The 18,290-nt window shown below is 61.4% G+C and carries 19 protein-coding genes and 1 tRNA gene; 6 read left to right on the forward strand and 14 right to left on the reverse strand.

Features of this window, described 5'->3' with window-relative positions:
- Window positions 1-56: 56 nt before the first annotated feature.
- The 14 genes from CLV41_RS04625 to rpmH form a co-directional block, all read right to left on the reverse strand.
- Complete coding sequence (locus tag CLV41_RS04625; RefSeq protein ID WP_103221044.1) at window positions 57-983, reverse strand: SRPBCC family protein; 927 nt, start codon at window positions 981-983, stop codon at window positions 57-59.
- Window positions 980-1,321, reverse strand: a complete 342-nt coding sequence (locus tag CLV41_RS04630) for an ArsR/SmtB family transcription factor (protein ID WP_103221541.1) — start codon at window positions 1,319-1,321, stop codon at window positions 980-982. The genes CLV41_RS04625 and CLV41_RS04630 overlap by 4 nt, the downstream gene beginning before the upstream one ends.
- A gap of 302 nt (window positions 1,322-1,623) precedes the next feature.
- Entirely contained in the window at window positions 1,624-2,190 is a 567-nt protein-coding gene (locus CLV41_RS04635) for a hypothetical protein (RefSeq protein ID WP_103221542.1), read from the reverse strand.
- A gap of 147 nt (window positions 2,191-2,337) precedes the next feature.
- Window positions 2,338-2,721, reverse strand: a complete 384-nt coding sequence (locus CLV41_RS04640; protein ID WP_103221045.1) for a GFA family protein — start codon at window positions 2,719-2,721, stop codon at window positions 2,338-2,340.
- Window positions 2,722-2,752: 31 nt separating this feature from the next.
- On the reverse strand, window positions 2,753-3,616 hold the full coding sequence (locus tag CLV41_RS04645) for a LysR substrate-binding domain-containing protein (RefSeq protein WP_103221046.1): 864 nt from the start codon (window positions 3,614-3,616) through the stop codon (window positions 2,753-2,755).
- Between the two features lie 87 nt (window positions 3,617-3,703).
- Window positions 3,704-4,447 carry a pyrimidine 5'-nucleotidase gene (locus CLV41_RS04650; protein WP_103221047.1) on the reverse strand — a complete coding sequence of 248 codons (744 nt, stop codon included), beginning with the start codon at window positions 4,445-4,447 and terminating at the stop codon, window positions 3,704-3,706.
- Complete coding sequence (gene argB, locus CLV41_RS04655; RefSeq protein WP_208987271.1) at window positions 4,444-5,331, reverse strand: acetylglutamate kinase; 888 nt, start codon at window positions 5,329-5,331, stop codon at window positions 4,444-4,446. Before argB ends, CLV41_RS04650 begins: the two co-directional genes overlap by 4 nt.
- Window positions 5,332-5,428: 97 nt before the next feature.
- A complete protein-coding gene (yihA, locus tag CLV41_RS04660; RefSeq protein WP_103221048.1) occupies window positions 5,429-6,076 on the reverse strand; it encodes a ribosome biogenesis GTP-binding protein YihA/YsxC in 648 nt (215 codons plus the stop codon).
- Window positions 6,077-6,156: 80 nt separating this feature from the next.
- On the reverse strand, window positions 6,157-7,119 hold the full coding sequence (locus tag CLV41_RS04665) for a hypothetical protein (protein WP_103221049.1): 963 nt from the start codon (window positions 7,117-7,119) through the stop codon (window positions 6,157-6,159).
- Window positions 7,120-7,336: 217 nt separating this feature from the next.
- Complete coding sequence (locus CLV41_RS04670) at window positions 7,337-7,993, reverse strand: CatB-related O-acetyltransferase (RefSeq protein WP_103221050.1); 657 nt, start codon at window positions 7,991-7,993, stop codon at window positions 7,337-7,339.
- A 228-nt stretch (window positions 7,994-8,221) separates the two neighbouring features.
- The gene (locus CLV41_RS04675) at window positions 8,222-8,884 is read right to left on the reverse strand and encodes a transglycosylase domain-containing protein (RefSeq protein ID WP_103221051.1); all 663 of its coding nucleotides are present in this window, start codon (window positions 8,882-8,884) and stop codon (window positions 8,222-8,224) included.
- Window positions 8,885-9,111: 227 nt separating this feature from the next.
- A complete protein-coding gene (gene yidC / locus CLV41_RS04680) occupies window positions 9,112-10,944 on the reverse strand; it encodes a membrane protein insertase YidC (RefSeq protein ID WP_235867052.1) in 1,833 nt (610 codons plus the stop codon).
- Between the two features lie 6 nt (window positions 10,945-10,950).
- Entirely contained in the window at window positions 10,951-11,352 is a 402-nt protein-coding gene (rnpA, locus tag CLV41_RS04685; RefSeq protein WP_103221545.1) for a ribonuclease P protein component, read from the reverse strand.
- Window positions 11,353-11,412: 60 nt separating this feature from the next.
- The gene (rpmH, locus tag CLV41_RS04690) at window positions 11,413-11,547 is read right to left on the reverse strand and encodes a 50S ribosomal protein L34 (RefSeq protein ID WP_103221052.1); all 135 of its coding nucleotides are present in this window, start codon (window positions 11,545-11,547) and stop codon (window positions 11,413-11,415) included.
- Window positions 11,548-11,971: 424 nt separating this feature from the next.
- On the opposite strand from rpmH, the gene CLV41_RS04695 reads away from it, so the two are divergent.
- From CLV41_RS04695 to CLV41_RS04725, 6 genes are all read left to right on the forward strand, one after another.
- Window positions 11,972-12,781 (forward strand): TVP38/TMEM64 family protein, encoded by an 810-nt coding sequence (locus tag CLV41_RS04695; protein ID WP_103221546.1) that lies wholly within the window; start codon window positions 11,972-11,974, stop codon window positions 12,779-12,781.
- 36 nt (window positions 12,782-12,817) lie between these two features.
- Window positions 12,818-14,248 (forward strand): dihydrolipoyl dehydrogenase family protein, encoded by a 1,431-nt coding sequence (locus CLV41_RS04700; RefSeq protein ID WP_103221053.1) that lies wholly within the window; start codon window positions 12,818-12,820, stop codon window positions 14,246-14,248.
- Window positions 14,249-14,313: 65 nt separating this feature from the next.
- A complete protein-coding gene (locus CLV41_RS04705; RefSeq protein WP_103221054.1) occupies window positions 14,314-15,786 on the forward strand; it encodes a sensor histidine kinase in 1,473 nt (490 codons plus the stop codon).
- 449 nt (window positions 15,787-16,235) lie between these two features.
- Window positions 16,236-16,312: transfer RNA gene (locus tag CLV41_RS04715), tRNA-Arg, on the forward strand.
- A 220-nt stretch (window positions 16,313-16,532) separates the two neighbouring features.
- Window positions 16,533-17,138: a LysR substrate-binding domain-containing protein gene (locus CLV41_RS04720; protein WP_103221056.1), complete on the forward strand. Its 606-nt coding sequence runs from the start codon at window positions 16,533-16,535 to the stop codon at window positions 17,136-17,138.
- A gap of 28 nt (window positions 17,139-17,166) precedes the next feature.
- Window positions 17,167-18,054, forward strand: coding sequence for an NAD-dependent epimerase/dehydratase family protein (locus tag CLV41_RS04725; protein ID WP_146048500.1), 888 nt, complete (start codon window positions 17,167-17,169; stop codon window positions 18,052-18,054).
- The last annotated feature ends 236 nt before the right edge of the window (window positions 18,055-18,290 follow it).

The following is an 18,290-nucleotide window of genomic DNA, read 5'->3' on the forward strand; positions in this document are numbered from 1 at the left end:
GTTCCGGGCCGCACCCTCCGGTCGCCTGCTTCGAGCCGACGGGAAATGGCGGCCCTTCACCGGGATGCGATGAAGCGTTCCAGTTTGCCCAGGGTTTGCTGTCCCAGTTCCACTGCTCCGAAACCTTTCGCCTCCTGAAACTCGGCCGCCGTGGTGAAGACCATGCCCAGGGTAACCTTCGTCGCCCCGTCCTGCTCCTCGAACGAGGCCCAGGCGTCGGCGTGCTTGGGTCCGTTCTCGCCCCATAATAGCGTATAGCCGAGCCTCTCGTCGGGCCGGACCTCATTATAGAGATGGTGGTTCGGGAAGACCGTGCCGTCAGGGGCGATCATATCGAATACCCATTCGCCTCCCGCGCGCAGGTCAATCCTTTGAGTGCGACAGGAGAAGCCTTCCGGTCCCCACCATTGCGGCAGCGTTTCAGGGTTCATCCACGCGCCCCACACCACAGACCGCGGTGCCCGGATCACCCGTTGCAGCACCATGGTCCGTTCCGCCGCGCCCGCGAGGTTGTCCAGACCGGCGCCGAAGCCTTCCCGGTAGCCTGCCACCATGTCCTCGGCCAGCGAGGAAAGCTGCACCGTCAGGACCAGCCGGCTGCGCTCCTGCGTTCCAGAGATTTCCGCTGTCACCAGCGCGGCCGATTGCGTCACGCCTTCGGATGAGATCACCTCGTAGTTCACGCTGAGCAACTCCGGCTGCAACTCCAGCCAACCGCATTCGCATCGGATGTCCGGGTGGTCCTCCCCCTTGCAGAGCGAGATCTCGCGGCCACCCACCTTGGTATCGGCCTCCAGAAACTCCACGGTCACCGCGGAGGATGGCGCGGCCCACACCGCCCGCGCTGCCGGGTCCGTCCATGCTTTCCAGAGCACCGAGGCCGGTGCGGCCACATCCCGCTGGAAGGTGAGCGTCGCAAAACGGTTTCTTCCATCATCAACCGCGGCACGGGGCGCACCGTCTGTAGCCAGGTTCTGTGTCATTCTTCGCTTTCCTTCACAGCATTCATCACAAATGCGTCCAACCGGTCGAGCCGGGCCTCCCAGATGGCCCTCTGTTCATCGAGCCATGTCCGCATCGGGGCCAGAGCCTCGGGTACGATGGCGCAGGTCCGGACCCGTCCGTCTTTGGAGGTGGTTATCAATCCTGCTTCCTCCAGCACGGAAAGGTGGCGCATCACCGTGGGCAGTCGCAGGCCCGTGGGTTCGGCCAGGTCCGTCACCCGCGCAGGTGTTTCGGCGAGCCGGGTCAGGATCGACCGGCGGGTCGGGTCCGCCAGCGCGTGGAAGAGCAGGGACAGATCGGGATCATACTTAGTCATACGACTAACTATTCCACAGACTGCGAAGGACGCAAGAGAAAACTTCGTCAATTGGCTAAGTTTCTCCAGCCAGGCGCGGAACGCGGCCACCGGGCGGGTGAGCCCAGGGGCGGGGGAGCGGACAAACCAGTAGCCGGTTTCCAGTTCGGCACATGTCCAGTCCGGCATGACCGGATGCCCGGCGTCGAGTTCCCGGGAAACGAAGCGGCGGTCCATCACGATGGCAGCCAAGCGAGCAATAGCACCGGCGCCGGTGAGGTCACGGATTTGCAGGCTTCCCCACACTCCCCCGACCCAACGCCCTATCCTGTCGCAGAAATACTATGCAGGTGCACATCGTGGCCGGAGTGTTTCTTCAATATGTCCGCGGCGCGCTGTTCGTCGGCTGGCTTCCAGGTGCGCACCCACAACAGCAGGCCGCCGTGTTCAAGCTGTTCCTGCAGATGCTGCGCGGAGCGGTCGCCGACGAGTTTGGCCAGGATGCCGCCGATGAGACCGCCCGCGCCGCCGGCAAGGGCCGCGCCGATGATGGCGGCGGCCATGGTGCCGCCGGAGGCGAGGATCACGCCCGCCGCCGCGCTGGCGGCGACATAAAGCGGCACTCCGATCAGCGCGCCTTCCGCGTCGCCGGTCGTTTCCGTGGAAACATAGGAGCACCGGGCGGCCTTCGGGTCGTCCTCCAGTTCGGCGACTTTCCTGTATTTGTGGCCGAGTTTTTCCTCAACGGCATGCTCGCCCGCCAGCAGACTGAGCTCGGCGCGGTTGAACCCGGATGTCAGCAGTTCGTCTACTGCTTCCTGCAGTGTTTCGGCGGTGTCGAAATAGCCGACCGCCTCGCGGATCTCGTAAGTCTCTTGTGTTGAGGTCATGAGCATTCCGTCTTTCCTGATGCTGCTCCCGGGTCCGGGAACCGGCCTCGCCGTCCTGTCCGTCAGATGTGGCGGACAGCAAAAAAAGATGCCGGTGATTGCCGCATTGATCAGATCACCGGACAGACCTGTCCTCATTGATGCGCATCAAAGCTTCCGGAATTGCGGCGCGCCGTCGCCGATCTCGTAATAGCCGGCCTTGTCCTTGACGAAGATATGCTTGCCGGTGGTCAAACCGTCAGAGGTGTCCAGGCAGCCGGCCGCGATCGCGATCGTGTCGTCACCGTCCATCCGGTAGAACAGGCTGGAGCCGCAGGCCTTGCAGAACCCTCGCTCCGCGAAATCGGAGGAGCGGTACCATGCGAGGCCGTCGTCGCAGGTAAAGCGGAGCGTATCGGCGGGCGCGACCGTGCTGGCCCACAGATGGCCGCTCGTGCGCCGGCACTGGTTACAGTGGCAGACCGTCACGGTCTCCCGGACCGCGTCCACCTCGAAGGCGACCTTGCCGCATTCGCATCTACCTGTGATCACGTTGGTTTTCCTTATCTTGCATGGGCACGTCTCAAACCGCTGTCAGCAACCAGTCGCGAAACGCGGCCACCGGGCGGGTGAGCGTGCGCGCCGGCGAGCGGACGAACCAGTAGCCGGTGTCCAGTTCGACAAGGGTCCAGTCCGGCATGACCAGATGACCGGCGTCGAGTTCCTGGGAGACGAAGCGGCGGTCGATCACGATGGCGCCCATGCCGGCGATGGCGGCCTGGATGGCAAGGTCGCGGCTCTGCAGGACCATGCCGGATTTCGTGTCGCCATGGTCCAGACCGGCTTTTTCCAGCCAGACGATCCAGTCATTGCGCCGCGAGGTGCTGTGAAGCAGGCGGAACCCGCTCAGGATGGAAGGATCGGAAGGGTCCTTGCCGCTCAGCAGGCTTGGCGCGACGGCGACGGCCAGATGTTCCTGCCACAGCAGCCGGCTTTCCACGCCCGGCCAGTTGCCGGTGCCGAGGCGGATGGCGCAATCGTAGTTTTCCCGGTCGAGGTCGATCATGCGTGTGGAGGCCGACAACAGCAGCTCCACATCCGGCTGGATGGCCTGAAACTGCGGCAGGCGCGGGATCAGCCAGCGCGTGGCGAAGGTCGATACCGTGCTGATCCTCAGTTCCGTCCGCCCGCGCCGTTTGAAACTGTCGACCGCCTCCTCGATCCGGTCGAAGGCATCGCCCATGCTCAGCGCAAGCCGCTGGCCTTCCTCCGTCAGGCTCAGGCCCCTGCCGTCGCGGTTGACCAGCGTCGCGCCCAGCTCGCTTTCCAGCTTGCGCATCAGATGAGACAGAGCAGACGGCGAGACGCCCAGCTTTTCGGCGGCCAGCGCCGCCCGGCCGTGGCGGGCCAACAGGGAAAAGGCATGAAGTGCGCGCAGGGACGCCATGAGGCAGCTTCCTGATTATTGAACTTAGTTCAATAATGGATAGCGCGGTAAGTGTCGAGCTGGCGGCGTCGGGTTCGGGGCCGAGACCTATCCGAGCGCGCCGAGGACGGCTTTCAAAAAACCCGTCAGGTCGTCGGTGACGAAATCCACATGGGGGTAGGGCTCGCCCTCCAGATCCCAGGTCTCCTTGAAGACCTGCCCCGCGACTTGCGGAACGATCAGCGTCGTGCACATGCCGAGCTGATGCGGCACGACCAGGTTCTTCGAAAGGTCCTCGAACATCGCCGAGCGCACGGAGGAAATGCCGGTTCTTGCCAGAAACCTGTCATAGGTTTCCCGGTTGGGTTTGGGGATCAGGTCCGCTTCGACAATGCCGAAAATGTCCTCGAAATGCTCAGAAATGCCCAGGGCCGCGGCGGTGCGTTCCGCGTGCGGCCGGTCGCCATTGGTGAAGATGAACTTCCTGCCCGGCAGTGCGGCGATGGCCGCGCCCAGATCCGGGTTCGGCGCCAGGCCGGAATAGTCGATGTCGTGCACGAAACGCAGATATTCGTCCGGATCGATTTCGTGCCGCGTCATCAGGCCGCTCAACGTGGTGCCGAACTCGTGATAGAGCGCTTTTTGATGCGCCATCGCCTCGTCGCGGGGCACGTCCAGCATCTTCTCGACATAGAGCGCGATCTGTTCGTCGATCTGCGAAAACAGATCGGCGTCAGCCGGATAGAGCGTGTTGTCCAGGTCGAAGACCCAGGCTTCGATGCCCTTGAAGATCCTCAGATCCAGCTGGTGCGCTTGCGGGCCCTCGTGGGGCAGGGGGCGTTTTCCGGTCACGGGTGGATCAGGGTTCCCGCACCGCCATCGGTGAACAGTTCCAGAAGAACCGCATGCGACACCTTGCCGTTGAGGATGACGACGCCTTCCACACCCTGGTTCAGGGCTTCGATGCAGGTCTCGACCTTGGGGATCATGCCGCCGGAAATTGTGCCGTCGGCCATCAGCTCGCGGGCCCTTGCGACGGTGAGCTGCTTGATGAGATTGCCGTCCTTGTCGAGGACGCCCGGCACGTCGGTCAGAAACAGCAGACGCGTCGCGTTGAGCGCGCCGGCAATTGCCCCGGCGCAGGTATCGGCGTTGATATTGTAGGTCTCGCCGTCGCTCCCCGGTGCGACAGGCGCCACCACCGGGATGATGTCTTCCTTCAGAACCAGTCTGAGGACGGTCGGATCGACGGTTTCCGGTTCGCCGACAAAACCGAGATCGAGGACGCTTTCGATATTGCTGTCCGGATCGACGACCAGCCGCTTGAGCTTGCGCGCGGTGACCAGATTGCCGTCCTTGCCGCACAGTCCGACCGCCCGGCCGCCTTCGGCGTTGATCAACTGCACGATTTCCTTGTTGATCGATCCGGCCAGAACCATTTCGACGACTTCGACCGTGGCCTTGTCGGTGACCCTGAGCCCGCCCTTGAACTCGCTGACTATGTTCAGCCGCTGCAGCATCTTGCCGATCTGCGGCCCGCCGCCATGCACCACCACCGGATTGACGCCGGACTGGCGCAGCAGGGTGATGTCCCTGGCGAAGGCCTGGCCAAGTTCCTGGTCGCCCATGGCGTGGCCGCCGTATTTCACGACGACGGTCTTGTTGTCGTAGCGCTGCATGTAGGGCAGGGCCTGGGCGATGATATGGGCGCGGCTGGTCATTTCAGGCGTGATCATGGACTTGAGATACTCTGCGTGGCTGAGGGACGTCTCGCGAAAGAGACCTGCTATAGCCGGTTTGACGGGTCTTCACAATCTGCTGCCGGAGCGCGCCTCACTGGGTCGCCAGCAGAAACAGTTCCGCCCGAAGATCGTCGACACCCTTGTTCTTCTCCGAGGAGGTGGCGATGATTTCCGGATGGGCGGCGATCCGTTTGGCAAGAAGCGCCCGGGTCTCCGTGATCAGGCGCGCCAACTGGGGCGGCTTGATCTTGTCGGCCTTCGTCAGCACCACCTGGTAGACGACGGCCGCCTTGTCGAGCAGCTCCATCGTCTCCAGGTCGTTCGCCTTGATCCCGTGACGGCTGTCGATCAGGAGTATGACGCGCCGCAGGTTCGGCCGGCCGCGCAGATAGGAAAACACCAGCCGTGTCCAGGCGTCGACCAGGTCCTTCGGCGCCTGCGCATAGCCGTAACCGGGCATGTCGACGATGGTCAGCGGCGTCTCCGGCGCGACGAAGAAATTCAGCATCTGCGTGCGGCCGGGCGTCGAGGAAGTCCGCGCCAGACCCTTGCGCCCGGTCAGCGCGTTGATCAGGCTGGACTTACCCACATTCGAGCGGCCCGCAAAGGCAATCTCGGTATCCGCCGCTTCCGGCAGGTTGGCCATGTCGGTGACGCTGGTCAGGAACTCCCAGGGGCGGGCGAACAACAGCCGGCCTGCTTCCAGGTCTTCCGGCGAATAGGTTTGATCTTCACTCATATGCGCGTTTTAGCCTGCCGGACTGACGCCGTCGAGCGTGCATTCCGGTGCGGCGGTTAAATTCCGGCCGAGGCTATGGCCTACAGGCCGGACAGCTGTTTTTCGAACTCGTAGGTGGGGGCGATGAAGTCTGCGTTGCTCTTGATGATCGCGCAGGCGAAAAGAGTTCTGACAGCGCGCCCGTTGCCGTCTGTGAAGGCATGCGCGCGAAGGTGGGCGCCCAGCAGGTAACAGGCAATATTGCCCCAATTGTTGTGCTGATTCTGAACCGTGGGAACGAAGATGTAATGGCGTTGTCCCGGAGACTGATAGCGGTGCCTTTGCTGCTCGGCCGTGGGAGGCAGGGGCATCATTTCCCGGATCTTGCGGGATTGGCGCGCGGCATACGCCTGCAGATAGGTTCCGCCGCCGACGCCGCAGTAGTTCTGTCCCATCGCCGTATTGCGAAGGGCGTCGGCATTTGCGGGGATGGACCCCACGACGGCCCTGTGGATGTGTTCAATCGTCTCCACATGCCGCAAGTCCATATTGCGGTTCAGGACGGTGGCGATCGCCCTTTGGACAGCCGTCAAGTCCGCCCGGTTGGCGGTTCTGCCGAAGCTGTTGGACGAGGTGCAGACCCATTTGGAGGCCTTGATCAGGTCGGTGTCCGTTGCGCGGGCACCGTATTGGTCGGGCGGTATCTGATTGCCCGGGGTATTCCGCAAAGTCACGAATACATTGGAGTAGGCTTTCAGCAGCAGCATATCGAGATGGCGCGTGGACGATGAAATGCGCTGGCGTTCCATGTCGAGGCGCCCGGCCAACTGGTTTCTGAAATACGGTTCGTTGCTTCGCGCGGTAACAATTTGCGTCAGGTCGTTGGTGAAGGTTCTCTTGTTTTCGAACGCCCAGAGCGTCGCAACGGTCAGCTCCGCGCAGTCCCGGTCGGTGTCCTGCACCAGCCGTTGAAAGGCCGGAAGCGCCCTGGCCATGTCCAGATAACTCCTGGGGGTCAGGGTCATCATGTCCTTGCGGCGCTGGAAAAAGTTAAATCCGGTCATGCCATACCTCGAGTGCGTTGATTGCACAAATTTTGGGGGCCGTACCTCGAAGTAGCGGCCCCGCGAATGAACTTTCTTCACTGGCAGATTTACGGAAGAGTGTAGGCGAGCGCCTGTGACGGGCGGCACTGGCGACAACACCGCGTTGGCAGCGCCCGGGGGGCGGGATTGTCTCAAGATCGGGGAAACCCGCCGGAGTCGGTCGGCCCGGCGGTGCTCAGGAAACTTCAGTCCTGGCGGTTGCCTGTTCCAGCCTGGCGAGATCCGCCCCCCTGATCGCGCCGAGATGGCGGGTGATCTTTTCCGCGGGCCAGTTCCACCAGGCAATTTCCAGGAGGCGCTCGATGGTGTCTTCATCGAAGCGAAGCCGCATCACCCGGCCCGGATTGCCGACGACAATCGCATAGGGAGGAACGTCGGAGGCGACCACCGTATGAGCGCCGATGATCGCGCCGGAACAGATGGTGACGCCCGGCATCACCGTCGCGCCGGTCCCGAACCAGACATCGTGTTCCACGATCATGTCGCCGCGCAGGTGATCGAAGATGGTGGCTTCGTCAAAACCTTCGCGCCAGGCATCGGCGAAAATATTGAACGGAAACGTCGAAAACCCCGTCATGGCATGGTTCGCGCCGTTCATGATGAAGGTCGTGCCCTGCGCCAGCGCGCAGAACCTGCCGATCTTCAGCCGGTCGCCGACGAAGTCGAAATGATAGCGCACGTTGCGCTCTTCGAACGCGGTGGCGTTCTCCAGGTCGTTGTAATAGGTGAAGTCGCCGACTTCGATGGTCGGGCGGGTGATGACGTTTTTCAGGAAAACCGTATGCGGTTCGCCGTTGAACGGATGAAGGATGTCGGGAGACGGGCCGTGCATGGGACCTCCTCAAAAAGCAAGAAACAAGGGAAGACGGAAAACGCGAAAAATACGCGGTCGACCTGCCGGTGAGCGGCTTCGCCTTGCGGAACAGGTCTTGCTTTATCGGTTCATCGGTCCGGGAACTCCTGAGGAAAGCCACGAAAAAGCGCCGCTTCAATCGGCGCTGACAGGACGAAATCCATACATTTACCCGTCCGCCGGGTCAAGATGCGAAGAGCGTCAGCGCTATTCGCGCCGGCAGCCTTCCAGCCAGACATCGCCGTTGCCTTGCGGCGTGCAATCGCCAGATACCAGCCTTTCAATACGGGCGATGCGCTCTTCAAGCCGCGCATCTTCATGCCTCAGATCGTACGCTCCCGGCGCGATCAGGACAGCCACGAGCGACAGGAACTCCCGGCCTGTCAATTCGGCCGGCGGCCGCTGGTAAACGGCTTCGCTCGCCACGAAGAAACCTTTCATCCAGCCGTCCGGTCCCCTGCCCATTTCGAGCGTATCCAGCCATAATGCCATGATCTGGTCTTTGGTGAGCTTCCGTTCCAGCCCGATGGCGTAGCCGGTCTGCCGGATCTTGCCGATGCCCGGTTTGAATTTCCTGAAGGCAACGCGTTTTGCCAGGGACTGTGTGACCGTCGTGATGCCGGCTCCCGGCGTTGCAAAATCCAGGCCCGCGTGCTGATGAAAGGCCGGATCCTGAACCATGAGGAGCTTTTCCAGCCGGTCTTCGCCGAGATCCTTCCCGCCGCGGCCCTCGGTCATCAGTGCGTCGGCGCGCAGGGCCAGTCCGTCCGCGTCCGAAAGGGCGTCGAGATAACCGGTAACACCATAGATCAGGCCCGCAGCGACAAGCAGCAGAAACGCGGCACCAAGGAATTTGAACAGTCGATTCATGAAGGCTCCACGGGAAGTGGTCGAGAGATGACACGTGAAAAGCGGCAATGTCATGATTGCCCGCTGCGGGCTTTCGCATCGGCACGCGTTCTTGCGCAATTCATGTCAGCACTGTTGGCTGACCGGGCTCACCTGTCATTTTCGGCAGGATAAAAATTCGCTTCTTCATGAAAAAAGCCCCGCCTTGCGGCGGGGCCTTTGCATCTGTTGGGTATTTGCCTGCTGCCTCAGGTCTTGTCGCCGGCGGCCGGTTTCTTTCGCTTGATCATGCCCGACAGATTGTCCCACAGCTCCACCTTGACGCCCAGACGCCGCATGATGATGTATTGCTGGGTGACGGACAGCGTGTTGTTCCAGGCCCAGTAGATCACCAGCCCTGCCGGGAAGGAGGCCAGCATGAAGGTGAAGATCACCGGCATCCAGGTGAAGATCATCTGCTGCGTCGGATCGGGCGGCGCCGGGTTCATCTTCATCTGGATGAACATGGTGATGCCCATGATCAGCGGCCACACGCCAAGCATCAGCATCTGCGGCGGATCCCAAGGGATCAGGCCGAACAGGTTGAAGAGCGTGGTCGGATCGGGCGCGGACAGGTCCTGGATCCATCCGAAGAACGGCGCGTGCCGCATTTCGATGGTGACGTAAAGAACCTTGTAGAGCGAGAAGAACACCGGAATCTGGATCACGATCGGCAGACAGCCGGCCAGCGGATTGATCTTCTCTTTCTTGTAGAGCTCCATCAGCGACTGCTGCTGCTTCTGCTTGTCGTCCCCGTATTTCTCGCGGATTTCCGCCATCTGCGGCTGCACGAGCTTCATCTTGCTCATGGAGACGTAGGACTTGTTGGCGAGCGGGAAGAAGATCAGCTTGACGAGCACCGTGACCAGAAGGATCGCGACACCGAAATTGCCGGTCAGATGGAAGAACCAGTCGATGGCGAAAAACATCGGTTTGGTCAGGAAGTAGAACCAGCCCCAGTCGATCAGCAGCTCGAAGCGCTTGATGCTGAGGGCCTCTTCATACCCGTCCAGAAGTTTGGTTTCCTTGGCGCCGGCGAACAGATAGGAACTCGTTTCGCCGGTCCCGCCAGCCGACACCGAAACGGCGTTGCCGAGATAGTCCGCCTGGAAATTGCCGGTCTTGGCCGAATGGCTGAAGCCCGGCTGGAATTCCTGGCCCGGAAGCGGGATAAGCGTTGCCGCCCAGTACTTGTCGGTCATGCCGAGCCAGCCCTGGTCCACCTTGGGAGGACGGATCGTGCCTTCCTCTTCAAGATCGGAATAATCGACCTCCTGGAGCCCTTCCTCGCCGAAGACCCCGAGCAGGCCTTCATGCAGGATCCAGATGCCGTTGGTCTCGGGAATGTTGCGCCGGGCGATGAGGCCGTAGGGATAAAGCGTGAGCGCATCGGCCGTGGTGTTCTCGACCGACTGTTCGACGGTGAACATATAGTTGTCGTCGACAGAGTAGACGCGCTTGAAGAGGACGCCCGCTCCGTTGTCCCAGGTCAGGGTGAGCGGCGTTGCCGGGGTGAGCGTCGCCTGTCCCTCCAGGGACCACTCCGTATCGGGGCCGGGAAGCGCGATACCGGCGTCGGGGTCGGCGACCCAGCCATAGTCGGCATAATAGGGATTGGGACTGCCGGAGGGAGAGAACAGCACGATGGTCGGGCTGCTTTTCTTGACCGTCTCGTGGTATTCCTTCAGCCGAAGGTCGTCGAGACGGCCACCGGTCAGATTGACCGATCCTTCCAGATGCGGCGTATCGATCGTGACCCGTTTCGAGGCGGAAAGTGCCTGCTCCCGGCTTGCAAAGGCAGCCTGTCCGGCTGCCGCCGGCGCGGGGGCCGAAGCATCGGTGCCCGGCGCGGCGGATGGCTGCGGAGCATTCGGATTGCCGCTGCCGGTGAGCCCCTGACTGGAGGCGTCCGCATCCTGCTGTGTCTGAAGTTCAGCCTGCTGGCGCTCCAGTTTCGGCCCGGCGATGAAATACTGCCAGCCCAGCAGTACGATCAGGGACAAAACGATTGCAAGAATCGTATTTCGGTTTTCAGAAATCAACTGGAGTTACCCCTGTTTCCTGCGCAAGTTCGTTTGACCCTGCCGGTCTGTCCGGCGCGGCTTGCCCCGTCCGCGCGGCGTGGCAGGGTCAAGCACCTGGCTGAGGCCAGACTTAAGGTCTGCGACGAGTTTTTGAAAGGGAAGAGTGAGCGCGCTGTCCCGTGCGATCAGGACAAAATCCGCATTTTGCGGTTTATCGCCCGATTCAAGTTCGGCGACGGCGGCCCTGAGGCGGCGTTTGATGCGGCTGCGCATGACGGAATTGCCGGTTTTCTTGGTGACCGTATACCCAACGCGCGCTGCGCCGTCCGCATCGCGTTTCAGCCCCTGAACGACAAAAGCGCGCCGACCCAGCCGGCCGCCTTTGGCGACCGCCAGGAACTCGGAGCGCTTTTTCAAAGTGTCCATGAGCGGCAGCTGGTTGTTGGCAGACGCCGCCAACCCGGCGTGCTGCGGGCTCAACGCCGGTTAGGCGCTTAGGCTGTTGCGGCCCTTGGCACGGCGGCGAGCAAGCACCAGACGGCCATTTTTGGTGGCCATACGTGCGCGAAAGCCGTGGCGGCGCTTGCGGACAAGACGGCTCGGTTGATACGTACGCTTCATTGTTCTTCCCCACGCGGATTAATGCGCGGCCCTTGTTCATTTTAATTCTTTGGAGGAAGCACCCGAAGCGCGTGAAGCGCGCGGCTCTTGTCAGCCTTGGGTCCGAATGCATGTCCCGGTCGAGCGCGCTTATAAGGGCCATGCCGCTTCAAGTCAACTTTGCGCGTGAAGAATCTCTCAATTCCTGTGAGATCCGCGAACGCGCGCGCGATCCGGCTGGCGAGAAGCCGGGCTGCGCCACTGGGCCAAGCGGATCACACCGGAGTGAACCGAAGCCGGCCAAGCGTCACTTATCGGTGAAGCATGGTTCTTTTTACCGGATTTAAGGTACATCTGCCAATCTATGGATAACGCACACCCCCGAATGCAGAAAAACGGGCGAGTGAACGAAAAACGGGCGGATGAAAGAAAAACGGGACCGCACATGCCGGGTGACAAGGCCAACGCAATGACCGCGCCGAAGGAAACGGAGGCCTTGGCGGGCGAAACGCGCAAGCGCTCGATTTCCGCCCGGATCCGCACATGGTTGCCGCTGAGTGTCCTGATTGCCCTGATGGGGCTTGCTTTCTCGCTGGGCCTGCATGACCAACTGACGCTGTCCAATCTGATCATGCGCCGCCAGGAACTGGCCGGCTATGTGGACGGCAATACCGCGCTGGCTCTCGTGGTCTATCTGGCGGTTTATACTGTCGCCGTCGCGCTTTCCTTTCCCGGCGCGTCCCTGTTGACCATCGCAGGCGGTTTCCTGTTCGGCTGGGTCCTGGGCGGTTTCGTCACGGTTCTTGGCGCAACCCTGGGCGCTTGCGCGGTCTTTCTGGTGGCGCGCACTTCCCTGGGCGATGTCCTGACCCGGCGCGCCGGGCCGTTTTTGTCCCGGCTCGCGGACGGGTTCCGCAACGATGCCTTCAACTACCTGCTGTTTTTGCGGCTGACCCCGGTCTTTCCCTTCTGGCTGGTGAACATCGCTCCGGCCATTTTCAGGATGCCGCTGCCGTCTTATGCGCTCGCGACCTTTGTCGGCATCATTCCCGGCACCTTCGCCTTCACCTTCATCGGTTCGGGTCTGGACAGCGTCATCGCGGCGCAGGAAGCCGCCGACCCCGGCTGCGCTGCGGCCGGAACCTGCCGTATCGAGTTGTCCGCCCTGGTGACGCCTCAGCTTCTGACCGCGTTTTTCGCGCTCGGCATCGTCAGCCTCATTCCCGTCATCCTGAAAAAGCTGCGGTCCCGCTGATACTCCGCATTCCCGTTCATTAGAGAGGAGCCGCAGATGGCAAGCCTGCTGACCCCGGATATTTGTGTGATCGGCGCCGGTTCCGCCGGATTGTCCGTTGCCGCCGCGGCCGCCGCCTTCGGCGTCGATGTGGTCCTGATCGAAAAGGGCCTCATGGGCGGGGATTGCCTGAATTATGGCTGCGTTCCCTCAAAGGCGCTGCTCGCCGCCGCCAGGGCGGCCTCCGCTGAAGCGAAAAACAGCAAATTCGGAATATCGGCCAAAGGCCGGACAATCGATTTCGCCAGGGCGAACGACCACGTCCGGCAGGTGATCGCCGCCATCGAGCCGCACGATTCGCAGGAACGCTTCGAAGGGCTCGGCGTCACCGTGTTGCGCGAAACCGCGGCATTCACGGCGCCGGGCGTGCTGATCGCCGCAGATTACGAGATCAGGGCGCGCCGCTTCGTGATCGCAACCGGCTCCTCCGCCATGGTGCCGCCGATCCCGGGACTGGACGAGGTTTCCTTTCTCACCAATGAAACCCTGTTCGGGCTGCGCGAAGTGCCAGAGCACCTGGCGATTGTCGGCGGCGGCCCGATCGGCCTGGAAATGGCCCAGGCGCATTGCCGTCTCGGCGCCAGGGTGACGGTGTTCGAGGCGCAAAAAGCGCTTGCGAAGGATGACCCGGAGCTGGCCGCCATTGTTCTGGAGGCGCTGAGATCCGAAGGCGTCGAAATCCTGGAGGGTACAGGTGTCGAGAAGGTCGCAAAAACCGACGGCGGCATCCTCGTCACCGCGAAGGCGAAAGACGGGAAAACGCTGGAGGTCCCGGCAAGCCACCTGCTGGTCGCGGCCGGGCGCGCGCCGAATGTGACCGGTCTGGGGCTGGAGGCGGCCGGTGTCGCGTTCGACCGGAAAGGCATCAGGGTCGACAAGGGCCTGCGCACCTCCAACCGGAAGATCTATGCCATCGGCGACGTTGCCGGTGGGCTGCAGTTCACCCATGTCGCCGGCCATCAGGCCGGACTGGTCATCCGCTCCATCGTGTTCCGCCTGCCGGTGGCGATGAATGAGGACCTGGTGCCCTGGGTCACCTATACCTCTCCCGAGCTCGGCCATGTAGGCCTTTCCCAAGCCGCGGCGCGGGAGAAATACGGCAAAAAGGCGAGGGTGCTTGCCGCGGATTATTCCGGCAACGACCGGGCGCGGACCGAAGGCGAGACGACGGGCAGGCTGAAGCTGATTGCCGGGCCCGGAGGCAGGCTGCTGGGGGCCGATATCGTCGGCGCGCAGGCGGGAGAGATCGTCAACCTTCTTTCGCTGGCTTTGTCCAAAAAGATGACCATGAAGGACCTTGCGGGATTTGTCGCACCCTATCCGACACTTGGAGAACTGGTGCGCCGCGCCGCAATTTCTTACTATGCGGAAACACCCAAAAATGTTTGGGTGCGCCGGGCAATCGCTCTTTTGCGCAAATTCGGATGACCGGTTGCGCGGATGGCCGCGTATGATGTCATGACTTGGATTCGGGAAGCTTGGGACGTTGCGACATGAAGCATGAGGGCGCGCCGCATGGGTCGGTTGTTCCGCCGGAAGGCGAGGAAGGGCCGCGCAAGCCGGGCGACAGCTTCGGCCGCTACAGTCTCGGCGGTCTCTCCGGCAAGCTGCTGCTCCTGACCGTCGTCTTCGTGATGCTGGCCGAAATCTGCATCTACGTGCCGTCGACCGCCAATTTCCGCAACACCTGGCTGATGGAACGTCTCACCACGGCCGGGGTCGCGGCCTCCGTGCTCGCGGAAACCAACACGATCGCTCCGAGGCTTCAGGAAGAGTTGCTGCGCACCACCGGCGCTCTCGCCATTTCGCTCGACCAGGGCAGCCGCCGCAGCCTGATCGCCATGAGCAACGTCCCGGACGAGGTCGATTTTGTCATCGACATGGCCAATGTCACGCCCTGGTCTTCCATCCAGAACAGTTTCGCCATCCTGACCTATCGCGGCGGCGGCGTGATGCGGGTCGTCGGCGCCGGGCAGATGGGTCATACGGAGCGGGTGGACGTGGTTCTTCCGGTCGCGCTGCTGCAAAAGGACATGCTGGCCTTTTCCGGCCGCATCCTGGCCCTGTCGCTGGTGATTTCAATCATTACCGCCAGTCTTGTCTATATCGCGCTCAGGGCGCTGTTCATCCGTCCGCTGCGCCGGTTGACCCTCTCCATGGAGCGCTTCGCCGAAAGCCCTGAGGACGCCTCGCGCATCATGCCCGTCTCCGGCCGCCGGGACGAATTGGGCGACGCGGAAATCCGCCTGGCCGGCATGGAGGAGGCCCTTTCAAGAGCTCTGCACCAGAAGCAGCGGCTGGCGGATCTGGGGCTTGCCGTCTCCAAGATCAATCATGACCTGCGCAATCTTCTCGCCTCCGCGCAACTCTTTCTGGAGCGCCTGGAGCATGTGCCGGATCCGACCGTCAGCCGGCTCGCTCCCAAGATCCTGGCAACGCTCGACCGGGCCGTCAGCTATACCCAGGCGGTCATGTCCTACGGCAAGGCCCAGGAAAGAGCGCCCCAGCGCCGTCTGCTGACCCTGCGCCGGGTGGGAGACGATGTCGCCGACGTCCTGGGTTTGGTGGATCACGAGCTGGTGAGCTTCGACAACAAGGTGCCGGACGGGATCGAAATCGACGCCGACCCGGAACAGATTTTCAGGATCCTTTTGAACCTCTGCCGCAACGCGCTTCAGGCTCTTGAAGCGGAAAAGGACGCGACGCTGGTCAGGCGGATCACTCTGGAAGCCGAACGCACAGGCTCCTGCGTCTCTATCGCCGTGACCGATACCGGGCCCGGCATCCCGGAAAATATTCGCAAGGCCCTCTTCAAGGCCTTCCACAGCGGTTCCAAGCATGGCGGTATCGGTCTTGGCCTTGCCATCGTCGCGGAACTGTTGAAGGCTCATGGCGGCCGCATCCGGCTGGACGACACCGGCCCGGGCACCTGTTTCCGCCTTGAGGTGCCCGACAGAAGCAACTGAGACAGGCCGCGTGTGGACAAACGCTCCTGCCGGACGCGAATGAGGTGCCCGGCAAGCGGTTCGGGAATGCCGGTCCAGACCATCCTGGAGCCTGAAACCTTGCGGTCCTTCGACCATCTGAAGCGGGCGGTAGTGAAACGGAACGATCAAGTTTAACGCGTCTGGAGGCAAGCATCGGCCAGCGGGCAGCCGTGAGCGGCAACGAAGCGTTTGGAACGGATAAATCCGCCGGATTCAAACGCCAACCTGCCGGCAGCGGCTGAACCTGCGGGATTCCGGCAACCTGCGAACCTTTGTGACTGTTCCATGAAAAAAAGTTCGAAAAGTCCCTTGCATTCCCTGCCGGACCGAAGTACGTAAGCGCCCTGTCCGGGGCACGTCCCCGCAGCGCCAAGACCGGTCATTCCGGGGTCTTCCAGGACCCGATGACAAGATCTTCGCCTCTATATGCACCGGTAGCTCAGCTGGATAGAGCACCAGACTACGAATCTGGGGGTCAGGGGTTCGAATCCTCTCCGGTGCGCCATATTTCCCAATGACTTAGCCAAAATTCATCGTTTCAAGTCGAGTCGCTGAAACGGCTTTTGGCAATCGGATACTCTGTCGAACGCTGTCGTAAGGTAGTGGATATTGGCCGACGGTAGCTGCGTGAAATGTTGCTGCAAAGTTCTTTGATGTTGAACATATGCACGCTTAAACGCGACACGCTTTAATGGGCCGAAAATCTCCGAATTCACAGCACATCGATGCCTTGCTATTCGCGAATTGGCACAATCCGGGCCATTGTCCGGGTTCAGCGCCATCCGGAAATCCGGTTTTGCTTCGATGCCGAGCGTGAGATAGTGGACATAGCCGAATGTGGATATCATTGCGCCGTGCGGTTTGGAAATGGGGCCTGGCGTGACGTGAACGCTACCAAGATCATGGATCAGGTCCTTTTCCCGGTCTGTAATTTGGACTTGAAGGGAACGGTGAAATCGGTTCAGGATCTTTCGAAGATCAACATTATCACCTCTGAAAACCTCGTCGGATATTGGGGGACCTGGCTGAAGGCCAATCAGGCAGCAGATCTCGAAATTCGTAAAAAATTCACGCTGTCGGATGAAGACATGTGCCTTGGAGCGGCCATTGGAGGGCTAGGTGTTACCATCACCTGGCAGACCCAAGCCATTGAGTGCCTGAAAAGCGGACAGCTAACATGCCCCTTGCCAAGCAGAGTCGAAAGCGGTTCGTCCTACTGGCTGATAACACCGAAAGACAGGTCCGCGTCCAGGGCGATGAGCCTGTTCAGAAACTGGATGAACGAGGAGGCCGCTGCCAGCAATCGGGAATTGTCGCAGCTCCTGTCGTGAGCTGCACCTGGTGGCGGCGCGCGAGACAATGACGGTCAACGAAGCACGCCTTCTTGTCACTGGAAGCAGTGGCCGTATTGGCAGCGCGATTTGCGACGCTGCCGGCAAGCGTTATCGAACGATTGGCCTCGATATCACGCCGGGGCACCACACCACGCATGTGACCGATCTCTTGAGGCTGAACGAATTGCCCGGAATGCCTGTTGATGCCGTCATTCATGCAGCGGGCTTGCACGCGCCTCATGTAGGTCTTGCATCCGACAGTCAATTTACTGCGCTCAATGTGCTTGCCACCGAGCGCCTGGCTAAAGCCGCCAAAGCCTCCGGTGTGCCGGAATTCGTTTTTACCAGCACGACGGCGCTTTACGGAGTGCAGGTGTCCACCGGTCAACCGGCGAGATGGATCGACGAAACCAGCGAACCTTGCCCAAGGACAATTTATCATCGCACGAAGCTAGAGGCTGAAATCCGGTTGCGGCGGCTGGCGGCGCCGGGGTTCCGCGTCACGATCATCCGGCTCGGCAGGTGTTTTCCGGAACCGGCGGATCAAATGATCATTCACCGAATTTGCCGGGGGGTGGATGAGCGGGATGCTGCCAATGCCCACCTTGCAGCGCTTGGCCGGACAGGAGGCCTTTGCGAGACGGTGATCGTCAGCGGCGATACGCCGTTTACGAAAAGTGACTGCGTGGGGCTGCGGGAGGACGCGGAAACCGTAATTGCCCTTCGGCGGCCTGATATCGTCACAATTTTCAATTTGCGCGAATGGAAACTCCCGCGGACGATTGACAGGGTATATGACAACGCCCATGCAAAACGGCTGTTGAGATGGGCTCCACGTTACGGTGATCGCTCAATTCTGGAAGAATTGGCGACCGGCTCCTCACGGGTCTTGCCAGGAAGTATGCCGGGTTAATTTTTAAACCCCTGAAACTGCGGGATAAAACTTATAAGTTTGTTTTTATATACATAAACTTGAAGACGTAAGTCCGGAAAACTCTATCCCCTCCCGAGGGCATGTAGGGTAGCACTGCACCATGAGGGCCGTTCAAGCCGTCGGGCGCATTCCGTTTTCAAGCCTGCCAATGCGCGGCTCATATGCGTCAGTTCCGACCGCAGGGGGCGGAGCGCCGCAAACTGCCGAAACTGAAC

It is taken from the genome of Roseibium marinum, from assembly GCF_002906165.1.
GTDB lineage: Bacteria > Pseudomonadota > Alphaproteobacteria > Rhizobiales > Stappiaceae > Roseibium > Roseibium marinum.